This is a genomic window from Sphingobacterium sp. UBA7253, assembly GCF_002472745.1.
GTDB classification, from domain to species: Bacteria; Bacteroidota; Bacteroidia; order Sphingobacteriales; family Sphingobacteriaceae; genus Sphingobacterium; species Sphingobacterium siyangense.
Genome location: NZ_DKSP01000018.1, coordinates 1 through 10,357 on the forward strand (window position 1 = coordinate 1; position 10,357 = coordinate 10,357).

The window sequence follows — 10,357 nt, forward strand, 5'->3', positions numbered from 1 at the left end:
GATATTGCGATACAACAAAACAAGAAGAATTTTGTTATCACTTTTAAGGATGAAGGAATAGGTATTGAGAAGGCAGAGTTTAACAACATCTTCAAAAAGTTTTATAGAATAAAAAGTCAATATAATCAGCAAGGAAGTATCGGTTTGGGCTTGGCTTTCTGTAAAGAGATTACCGAATTTATAGGCGGTGATATTACAGTAAAAAGTCAATTGGGACAGGGGACCACCTTTACCTTGGTATTTCCGGTTTAAAAAATAAATTTAAATATGAATAAAGACATCACTGTTGCTGTTATTGAAGATGATGAGAACTTACGGTTCTTGGTAAAACATCGATTGGAATCCGAAGGCTATCAGGTCATTCAGAGTGGAAATGGGAATGAAGCGGAAAGTTTGATCTTGGAAAAGAGACCCGATGTGGTTTTGTTGGATTGGATGCTTCCAGGAAAAGAAGGCAACGAAATCTGTGAAGATGTCCGTAAAGCCGGGTTTGAGAATATCATTATCATGATGACAGCGAAGTCTCAAGATGTGGACAAAATTGAAGCCTATAGCTTTGGTGTGACTGATTACATTAGTAAGCCATTCAATATGGATGTGCTTATTGCTATGATCGATAATAAGGTGAAATTTTTCTTACCTAAGAACAGTCCCGAAGTATATAAATTTGGGCAAACGGAACATCATCCGAATATTCATTCCTTAATACGTGACGGAAGGAAAGTTGAGTTGACCATTTTGGAAAACCGAATTTTGCTTCATTTTTTACAAAACTTAGGCCGGGAGATTACACGCGAGGAGTTAATGGAGGTTGTCTGGGGTTATAGCTCCAATGTCAACACACGTACTTTGGATATGCATGTGGTTCGTTTAAGGAAAAAGATCGAAACAAATCCAGATAAGCCACATTATCTACAAACAGTTCGGGGGCTGGGGTATAAATTTGTTGATGAGGAAGAGATTTAATTTTATTTAACGGGTAAGAATTTGTTTTGTTGAAAACAATTATTATCTTCGTATAGATTCAAAGCAAGACCATGTTTCCTGACGAGGGAAATATGGTCTTGTTTCTTTTTTAAAAAGTAGAAAATAAGAAAAAAGATAAAATTATGGCAGAAGTAACTTATTTTACGGAAGAAGGATTGCGTAAGCTTAAAGAAGAATTGGCTTATCTGAAGACGGAAGGAAGGTCTAAAATTGCCAATGCTATTGCAGAGGCTAGAGACAAAGGAGATTTGTCAGAAAATGCAGAGTATGATGCAGCTAAAGAAGCTCAGGGGCTTCACGAAGCTAAAATTGCCAATTTGGAGAATACATTGGCGACTGCACGTTTAATTGATGAGTCCAAATTGGATACATCTAAAGTTTTGGCCTTATCGATTGTTAAGATCAAGAACAAAAAGAATGGTGCTGAAATGACTTATCAATTGGTGGCGGAGTCAGAAGCAGATTTGAAGTCGGGCAAGATTTCAGTTAAATCTCCTATTGCCCAGGGTTTGTTGGGAAAATCGAAAGGTGATACAGCTGTTATTGAAGTGCCTGCCGGTAAAATTGAATTCGAGATCGTAGAGATTTCAAGATAATATATGTCGGTTATGTGCGGTATGCCATAACCGCACATCCACAAATTAACTTTATATTAAGAAGGTCGTGATATAGTAATCGCGACCTTTTTTGTTTATATTTGTTGGCAGTAGAAAAACAGGGTGTGATAAAATCTGCAGTTAAATTTTTAATTGCTAACATACCGAAGGCTTTGCATTTTAAAGTCTGTTTTTTGCTAATTATTGTTTAAAAGATTTATTCCAAGATTAGAATAATATGTCGACAATTTTTTCAAAAATCGTTGCTGGGGAGATCCCAGCTTACAAAGTTGCAGAAAGTAATGATTTTCTAGCTTTTTTGGATATCAGTCCATTGGCTAAGGGGCACGTTCTTGTGATCCCTAAGAAAGAGACCGATTACATTTTTGATATAGAAGATGATGAATATATGGCGCTTTGGGTCTTTGCTAAGATTGTTGCTCAAGGTATTAAAAAGGTAATTCCCTGTGTAAAAGTTGGTGTTGCAGTTGTTGGTTTAGAAGTGGCTCACGCACATATACATTTGGTGCCTATTAATAAAATTAGTGATTTAAACTTTGCTGGACCTAAATTGAGCTTGGCAGAGGACGAACTTCATGAAATTGCGACTACTATTCGCGAGTCTATCGTCAGTATAACTGCTCAAAATCAATAACTAGAAAAGATTATATTACACTTGATTTACGTTCGTTTTTTAGAAGAATGCTATATTTGTACTTTGCTGTTTAAAATTTGTACAAGAATAAGCGTAGGATTTGTTCTAAAAAAGAAACGCAATATTGATTTTTACTAAAGATTATGCATGAACTTTTGTTGTCATTTCAACAATTATTAAACCCGGAGGAGCTATTGAGCTCTGGTGGATTTTATCTGGTTATCTTAATTGTATTTGCTGAGACAGGTCTATTTTTTGGATTTTTTCTACCTGGTGATTATTTATTATTTCTTGCAGGATTATTTTGTGCACTAAATAAAATTGACGTTAATATATACACGCTTTGTCTAGGCTTATTTGTCGCGGGAGTATTAGGGAATTTTACAGGGTATTGGTTTGGTTATCGAGCCGGACCAATGTTATTTAAGCGAAAAGATAGCTTCATCTTTAAGCGAAAATATGTGGTCATGGCGGAAGAGTTTTACCATAAATATGGTGGAACAGCTTTAATTATAGGAAGATTTGTCCCAATAGTTCGTACTTTTGCACCTATCTTTGCCGGTGTTGTAAAATTAGATTTTAAGAAATTCGTTCTGTACAATGTTGCCGGGGCTGCTATTTGGGTACTTGTGTTGACCCTTTCTGGATATTTCCTCGGTATAGAGTTCCCTTGGATTTTACATTATGTAGAATATGTTGTCGTTGGTATGATTGTGATCGCATTTTTGCCAATTGCAATAACGTTACTAAAAAAGCGTATAAAAGATAAAAGAAACAAACAAAATATACAGTAAATTAAAAAATGAGTAAACAAAACCCTTGGCACATGGTTTCTCCAGGTGAGAATGTTCCAAATGCCGTAAATGCTATCATTGAGATTACAAACGGATCCAAAGGAAAGTATGAATTAGACAAAGAAACTGGTTTGTTGCTTTTGGACAGAGTAATGAGTTCATCTGTCGTTTATCCTGCTAATTATGGTTTTATACCACAAACTTATTGCGATGACAAAGATCCTTTGGATATTTTGGTTATTTGCTCAGTGGATATTTTACCTTTGACATTGGTTGAAGCACAGGTTATTGGTGTGATGAATATGGTTGATGGTGGAGAACAAGATGATAAGATTATTGCGGTCGCCAAAAATGATCCTGTTTTTAATTACATTAAAGATATTGATCAATTGCCTCCGCATACGATGAAGGAGATTGTACAATTCTTTGAGAGTTATAAAGCACTCGAAAAGAAACATGTCATTGTTGAGGGTGTAAAGGGACGTGAAGAAGCGCAAAGAATCTTGATCGAGGCTATCGAGTTGTACAAAAAAGAATTTGTTAACAAATAACCCCAAGCATGGCGCTCGATATATTTTGGACATTGTTTTTAGTATTGGCTAACGGCTTTTTTGTCGCGGCAGAGTTTGCTATTGTCAAGGTCCGAGTCTCCCAAATTGAAGTTCAGGCAAAAACAGGTAGCAAAGTTGCTACAATAGCCAAAAGTATAACGGAGCATTTGGATGGTTATTTGGCCGCTACACAATTGGGTATTACACTTTCTTCACTCGCCTTAGGCTGGGTAGGAGAGGCTGTAATGACCCAAATTGTGCAGGGGTTTCTCGGTTTTTTCGGTGTTGAATTGACAGGTACAATCGCGACGAATGCAGGACATATATTGGCTTTTACAATTATTACTGTGTTACACATTGTATTTGGAGAGCTCGCTCCTAAATCAATTGCGATTCAAAAACCTGTTGCAACAACCATGAAAATTGCGGTTCCACTGCAATTTTTCTACTTTATCTTTAGACCATTTATTTGGATTTTAAATGGTTTCGCTAATTTTCTACTGAAAATTTTGGGATTTGAAGTTACTAAAGGGGAATCTGCGCACTCTTCTGAAGAGTTGCAATATCTTTTGGATAAAGGTAAGGAGTCTGGTGCTTTGGATATTTCTGAGCACGAGTTGATCAAAAATGTATTTGATTTTAACGAACGTATCGTTAAGAATATTATGGTACCTCGTACCAAAATTGTGGCTGTGGAGGTCACGGCTGATGCCTCTGAGCTGATAGAAACCATGACTGAAGAAGGGTACTCTCGTCTGCCAATTTATGAGGATAATATTGATCAAATCGTTGGTATTGTCCATACGAAAGATATTTTACCCCTCTTAGCTAAAGGAAAAGAGGTTGTCATGAGAAATATCATGCGCAAACCTTATTTCATTCCTGAGACGAAGAAGATCAATGATCTAATGGCTGAGTTCCAGCAAAAGCGTCTACAGTTAGCGATTGTATTGGATGAATTTGGTGGAACTGCGGGTATGGTTACCCTGGAAGATATTGTTGAGGAACTTGTTGGTGAGATTCAGGATGAATACGATGAGGAAACTCCAGTTGTCGAACGTATCTCGGAAACGGAATATATGGTCGATGCAGGCGCTAGTATTCATGATGTGAATGAATTTCTCCCGATAGAATTACCCGAGAGTCAGGATTACGATACGATGTCCGGTCTGGTGAGCGAAATCTTTGATAAGATTCCTGAAGTCGGTGAGCGTAAAGAAGAATATGGTTACGTATTCACTATTATCCGTAAGGCCCAGCAGAACATAGAGTTTGTCAAATTGGAATTGGTCGAATCGGCCGATGATGATACAGAAGAATAAAACAATAACGAAAGCACATGCAGTTATTTTTTACACCGGATTTAAACCCTTCATTAGAAAATTTTATCCTTAGTGAAGAAGAAAGTAAACATGCTATTCGTGTGCTTCGTATGGATACTGGTGATCGCCTACATCTCATAGACGGTCGCGGTGGTTTGTACGAAGCTCAAATTATTGACCCTCATCCCAAACGTACTGTTCTTACGATCTTAACTGTTGAGGAGGAATTTCAGCAGCCAAAATATCATTTGCATATTGCTGTTGGTCCAACGAAGAATATTGATCGCATCGAATGGTTTTTGGAGAAGGCGACTGAGGTTGGCATTCAAGAAATAACTCCAGTTATCTGTGAGCATTCTGAGCGAAAAGAGGTGAAATTAGATCGTCTAAATAAGGTGGTAGTTGCAGCGATGAAACAATCGTTGAAAGCCTATCTTCCCAAGCTAAATCCAGCAGTATCGTTTAAACAGTTTTTGAGAGAAATCCCAAAAGAAGGTGTTCAAAAGGCAATTGCACACTGTGTTGACGCTGAAAAGAAGTATTTAAACCAGGTTTTGGAGCCTGCTCAGCATTATATTATCCTCATTGGTCCGGAAGGAGATTTCTCTGAAGAGGAAATTGATTTGGCACTACAGATGGGATTTCATCCGATTTCGCTGGGAGAAGCGCGCTTAAGGACGGAAACAGCTGCTTTAGCAGCTTGTATGGAAGTTTCCCTACTGAATAGATAATAAAAGACGACTCTGGCCCAGTAAATGGGCTGTGAGAGATCTGCAAAGCCCATTTAATGGTTTAATAATAGGCGCTAGTTTATTTTATTGGTTCTGCGTCTACAATCTGAATTTCAGCATTTCCCTTAAGCGGATCTTTGGTAAAGATCATTTTTCCTTTTAATTTAATCGGATCCTCAGAGAATTTTATCGCACTACCTTTTAACGTTACTTCAACCATTGGTGGTATTCCGTTGGATCCACAGAATTGACATTGCATCACGGGTAATACAGACATCATAAAGTTTTTATGATTACGACCACTATGAAGAGGAACCATATAACCTGGTAATTCAACAATTTTATTTTCAAGCGCTTTAAGCTCTTTGGGATAGAAAGGAGTATATACTTTCTTTGCCCCATTATAAGTTACTTTATAAGCCATCTTATCAATTGCTTCCCAAGTTTTGTTCATCATAGGTGTATGATCGGGAACATCCGGATTGCTACCGATCTGTGCATGTACCTGTATAATGCTGAAGAATATGAAGGCAAATGCCGTGATAATTTTTTTCATCTGTTTAATTTTTAGCTGTGATGAAGCTAGCAGATTTATCCGGTGATGAATAAATCATAAGGGTTTCATCTGTTTTAGTATTGAGTATAACGTATTGCGTACTGAGATTTCGCCGATGCACATGCAGGATTTATCTTGCATACGCTATTCTTATGTTTTTTTACTCCAATTAACCATTCGTCCTATTTGTTTGATAAAGTACCAGCTATACTTGTCCTGTACGCTTTCACAGCAGGAATCAGCGCTGCTAGGACGCCAATGAGACAAGCGATAAGCAAAAATACCAATTCTTTTGGATGTAGCCTAAAAGCTTCGATAAAGTCAGCGCTCTGGCTCGTTTGGTTACTGATATAGTATAATGCCAGATGTGCCAATAACAGTCCCACCAATCCACCAACGATCGTTATGATCAGACCTTCCAACAGAACAATGTTGAATAACTTTCCTTTAGACGCACCGAGTGTACGCATAATGGCCAGATCATACTTACGTTGTTTCAAAGCATTGTAGAGGTTAATAAATACACTCAGGCCAGCAATGAGCATGATGACATAAGCAAGGATAGCCAAAGAATCTATTCCTACACCCAGGAGTGAAAACAGACGCGTACTTTCCATAGCCGGAGAAGCCGCTTGCATATCAGTTTGTTGGTCGATCATTTTGGGCAATATACCGATGGCTGCCGGTGACTGGTATTTTATTAAAATAGCCGTTATTTCAAGACCATTCTGTTTCACCATATCCGCGCCGATGGATTTAACAAATACACCTTCCTCTTCGTGTTCATGATCAGCATGTCCTTCATGGTCATGATGCTCCTTTTCATTAGTTGCTACTTGTGCAGTAGAATTTTCCGGCAAACCCTCGCCATGGTGGTGCAGGTGTGCTTTAACCGTTTCTTCGCGGTCTTCTTCCCGTTCACGTTTTTCTTTTTGAGCTGCTGTTTCGTGATCGGCATGATCATGGGCGATACCATGAACATCCCAGACGCTTTCGAGGTTGGTCAATATGAGGTTGTCAGTTACGTTGTTGTTTTGCTTTAGAATACCCACAATAGTAAAAGGATGTTCGTCATGACTATGGCCATCCTTGCTCAGTCCATGTGAGCTGTTGATCTGGTCACCTATTTTCAAGTTGTTTTTTTTAGCTACCTGTTCACCGATAACGACCTCAAAGTTTTTTTGCCAGATGCGGCCGTTATTTATTTTGGTGCCATAGATGGCCAGAAAAGAAGAGTCCGTACCGACAATTCGATGTCCCTTAAAGTTATCACCCAATGACAAGGGAACCGCTAATTGTACAAGCGGGTTCTGACGCAGTGGCTCGAGTTCGTTCAAAGGTATATTTCCCGTTGGGTTGTCAATATGATATACGCTGGATAGGATCAATTGAAGAGGACTACCTTTGGCTCCGACGACCAGGTCAATGTTCTTACTGTTGTTGTCGAGCTGCTTTTCGAATGTTTCACCTGTAATCGAGAGTACAGCCAGTATGGAGATTCCAAAAGCTGTCAGTAAAATGCTCAAAAAGACAGAACCGAATTGTCTACTTAAATTTTTCCAAACCAACTGTATCGTGTTCATAGCAAATTTTGAATCTAAAAGGGTGATGAATATTTGGCGTAAGCAATTATTTTAAGAGATACATTTTTGAAAACTGATCTTTAATCCGTTTATCATGCGTGGTGATCAATAGAGTTGAGCCGGCAGTATCTGCGATATCCAAAAGGAGTTCCAGCACACGATTTGTATTGTTATCATCTAAAGCTGCTGTGGGTTCATCCGCAATGAGCAGCGCCGGCTTATTGATCACACTACGCGCAATAGCGGCGCGTTGCAGTTGGCCACGACTCAGTTCATTTGGATAGGCACCAGTTTTGTCCTCCAACTGCAATTGTTTCAATACTTGATGAATCTCGTCTACATTGACTTTTTTTCCGGCGAGCGACTGTGCTAATTTGATATTTTCTAGCAAAGTTAAATTTTTGAGAAGGTGAGCCTCCTGGAAGATAAACCCAATATATTGCGATCTGAACTTATCTATTTTGCTATTTGATAATAGCGAAAGATCTTGACCATTAATTCTAACATGACCAGTTTCAGGTCGGGATAGGCCACCCAACATGTTTAATAAGGTTGTTTTTCCCGTGCCTGAATCGCCCAATAGTAGTGTGTGCTGTCCTTTCTCGATATGGATATCAGGAAATGCGATGCTTTTTGCATTCGTATATTGGAATGTTAGCTGTTCAGTAGATACGATCGGGTTGGTCATATGCTCAAAAATTAAAAATATATTCAAACTTAGAGAAATTGCTTTGTATATGCAATTATATTGCAATAATAAGATGATTCTTAGCATTTTGTTCGATAAACAGGGGGGACTTTTCTTGTGATAAGCTATAGAATAAGAGGGACTACGCCAAAAACGTGGAAATAGCATTAATATGTTAATAACTTTTTGACTTAATAATTTTATTACACTGCTTTAATATAATCCGATAGAAATTATAAAATCTCCGCTCAAAATGCAGTTTAGATGTGTTTTTGCCCAAAATATAAACACAAAATCTTGATGAGTAACATTAAATTAACAAGTGGTTTACGTAATGGTAATTCCTTGTTAATGTTAATATAATATCATGGCAATAGCTTTGCAGAAACAAAAAACAAAATAAATTGGAACCACAATTACAACTCAAAAGAATCGCTGCTGCCATTACATTCGTCGTAGCTGCGTCAACAACAGTTTATGCACAGGGGAGTGGGAAGATTGCAGGTAAAGTTACAAATGTCAAGACAGGAGAAACCATCGCGGGGGTGACGGTAAAGGTTCTTGGAACGGCACGCGTAGGAAGTTCGGATGTAACAGGTAATTACAATATTCCAGCTGTGCCGGCAGGGAAGTATACATTAGAATTTAGCTACTTGGGGTTTGCAACAAAGCAGATTACTGATGTAGAGATTAAAGATAAGGATGTAACCAATTTAAATGTGGTTCTTGACAATTCCGAGGGTAAAGTACTGGATCAGGTTGTTATTACTGGTACATTTAAGAAGGAATCTATAGGTGCATTGTATGCACAACAAAAAAATAGTATTTCAATCTCAGACGGTATTTCAGCCGAAGTAATAAAAAAGACACCAGATAAAAATACGGGAGAAGTGTTAAAGCGTGTCAGTGGTGCAAGTGTTCAGGATAATAAATTCATTATTATCCGCGGACTAAGTGACCGTTATAATTCAGCATTGCTAAATAATAGTCCGTTACCAAGTACGGAATCCGATCGTAAAGCATTTTCATTCGATATTATTCCTTCGTCATTGATCGATAATATTGTTATCAGTAAAACGGCAAGCGCAGATCTACCTGGGGATTTGACAGGAGGGGCTATAAATGTGAAGACAAAGGACTTTCCAGATCGAAAATCCTTTGAAGTATCTGTCGGTCTTGGATATAATTCTTTAAGTACGTTCAAAGATTTTTATGGAAATAAAAGATCAGCTGGTAATTATTTTGCGACATTAAATCCTGACAATAAATTACCCAATAGCTTTCCAGGCTCTTTTCAAGACTACTCCAATTTAAATCTTAGTGATAAAGTAAATTATAGTAAACAATTTAAAAATACTTGGGTAACTGAAAAACTCGGAAAAGTATTACCAGCTCAAAATGCACAGATTACGTTTGGGAATTCTTACCTACTTAGTAATGCGGGAAAATTAGGTATTATTGGATCCTTATCTTACCGCAATTCTGAAATAATTTCACCAGAAGTAAGAAATGACTTTAATACTCTTGATCAAGGTAAAGATCTCAAAATCTTTAGTTATAATGATACATACTATCGCTTCAATTCTAATATAGGAGCATTGGGTAACATATCATATATCAAAGACGATCTTAAGCTATCCTTTAAAAATATCTTTAATCAAGGTTTAGAGCAATCCTATACGCAACGAGAAGGATGGTTTGATGACGGAACAAAAGAGATGAGGAAAGTAACCTTACTCGAAACTGTTCAAAAAAGAATGTTTAATTCTGTTTTCGATGGCGAGTATTTACTTAATAACGATAAGCAATCCAAACTTTCTTGGAATCTTTCTTATAGTAATGTCAATGTGGATCAGCCAGATTTACGAAGGACAATTTATTCGAAAAAAGAAGG

The 10,357-nt window shown here is 37.7% G+C and carries 12 protein-coding genes; 9 read left to right on the plus strand and 3 right to left on the minus strand.

Annotated elements, in window-relative coordinates; all coding sequences use genetic code 11:
• From B2X72_RS01295 to B2X72_RS01330, 8 genes are all read left to right on the plus strand, one after another.
• On the plus strand, positions 1–252 hold a 252-nt coding region (locus B2X72_RS01295; protein WP_286848107.1), incomplete at its 5' end, for a sensor histidine kinase.
• A 15-nt stretch (positions 253–267) separates the two neighbouring features.
• Positions 268–966, plus strand: coding sequence for a response regulator transcription factor (locus B2X72_RS01300; protein WP_046674214.1), 699 nt, complete (start codon positions 268–270; stop codon positions 964–966).
• Between the two features lie 143 nt (positions 967–1,109).
• Positions 1,110–1,583, plus strand: a complete 474-nt coding sequence (greA, locus tag B2X72_RS01305) for a transcription elongation factor GreA (protein WP_046674213.1) — start codon at positions 1,110–1,112, stop codon at positions 1,581–1,583.
• Positions 1,584–1,821: 238 nt separating this feature from the next.
• Complete coding sequence (locus tag B2X72_RS01310; protein WP_075991665.1) at positions 1,822–2,238, plus strand: HIT family protein; 417 nt, start codon at positions 1,822–1,824, stop codon at positions 2,236–2,238.
• 143 nt (positions 2,239–2,381) lie between these two features.
• The gene (locus tag B2X72_RS01315; RefSeq protein WP_115047603.1) at positions 2,382–3,032 is read left to right on the plus strand and encodes a DedA family protein; all 651 of its coding nucleotides are present in this window, start codon (positions 2,382–2,384) and stop codon (positions 3,030–3,032) included.
• An 8-nt stretch (positions 3,033–3,040) separates the two neighbouring features.
• Complete coding sequence (locus B2X72_RS01320) at positions 3,041–3,583, plus strand: inorganic diphosphatase (RefSeq protein WP_115047605.1); 543 nt, start codon at positions 3,041–3,043, stop codon at positions 3,581–3,583.
• An 8-nt stretch (positions 3,584–3,591) separates the two neighbouring features.
• Positions 3,592–4,905: a hemolysin family protein gene (locus tag B2X72_RS01325; RefSeq protein ID WP_286848108.1), complete on the plus strand. Its 1,314-nt coding sequence runs from the start codon at positions 3,592–3,594 to the stop codon at positions 4,903–4,905.
• A gap of 17 nt (positions 4,906–4,922) precedes the next feature.
• On the plus strand, positions 4,923–5,636 hold the full coding sequence (locus B2X72_RS01330; RefSeq protein ID WP_088160666.1) for a 16S rRNA (uracil(1498)-N(3))-methyltransferase: 714 nt from the start codon (positions 4,923–4,925) through the stop codon (positions 5,634–5,636).
• 79 nt (positions 5,637–5,715) lie between these two features.
• On the opposite strand, the gene B2X72_RS01335 is transcribed toward B2X72_RS01330, so the two are convergent.
• The 3 genes from B2X72_RS01335 to B2X72_RS01345 form a co-directional block, all read right to left on the minus strand.
• Positions 5,716–6,192, minus strand: coding sequence for a hypothetical protein (locus B2X72_RS01335; RefSeq protein ID WP_088160667.1), 477 nt, complete (start codon positions 6,190–6,192; stop codon positions 5,716–5,718).
• A gap of 182 nt (positions 6,193–6,374) precedes the next feature.
• Entirely contained in the window at positions 6,375–7,775 is a 1,401-nt protein-coding gene (locus B2X72_RS01340) for an ABC transporter permease (protein ID WP_088160668.1), read from the minus strand.
• Positions 7,776–7,821: 46 nt separating this feature from the next.
• Positions 7,822–8,463, minus strand: a complete 642-nt coding sequence (locus tag B2X72_RS01345; protein ID WP_088160669.1) for an ABC transporter ATP-binding protein — start codon at positions 8,461–8,463, stop codon at positions 7,822–7,824.
• Between the two features lie 404 nt (positions 8,464–8,867).
• On the opposite strand from B2X72_RS01345, the gene B2X72_RS01350 reads away from it, so the two are divergent.
• Positions 8,868–10,357: TonB-dependent receptor (locus B2X72_RS01350; RefSeq protein WP_286848109.1), on the plus strand; the 1,490-nt coding region annotated here is incomplete at its 3' end.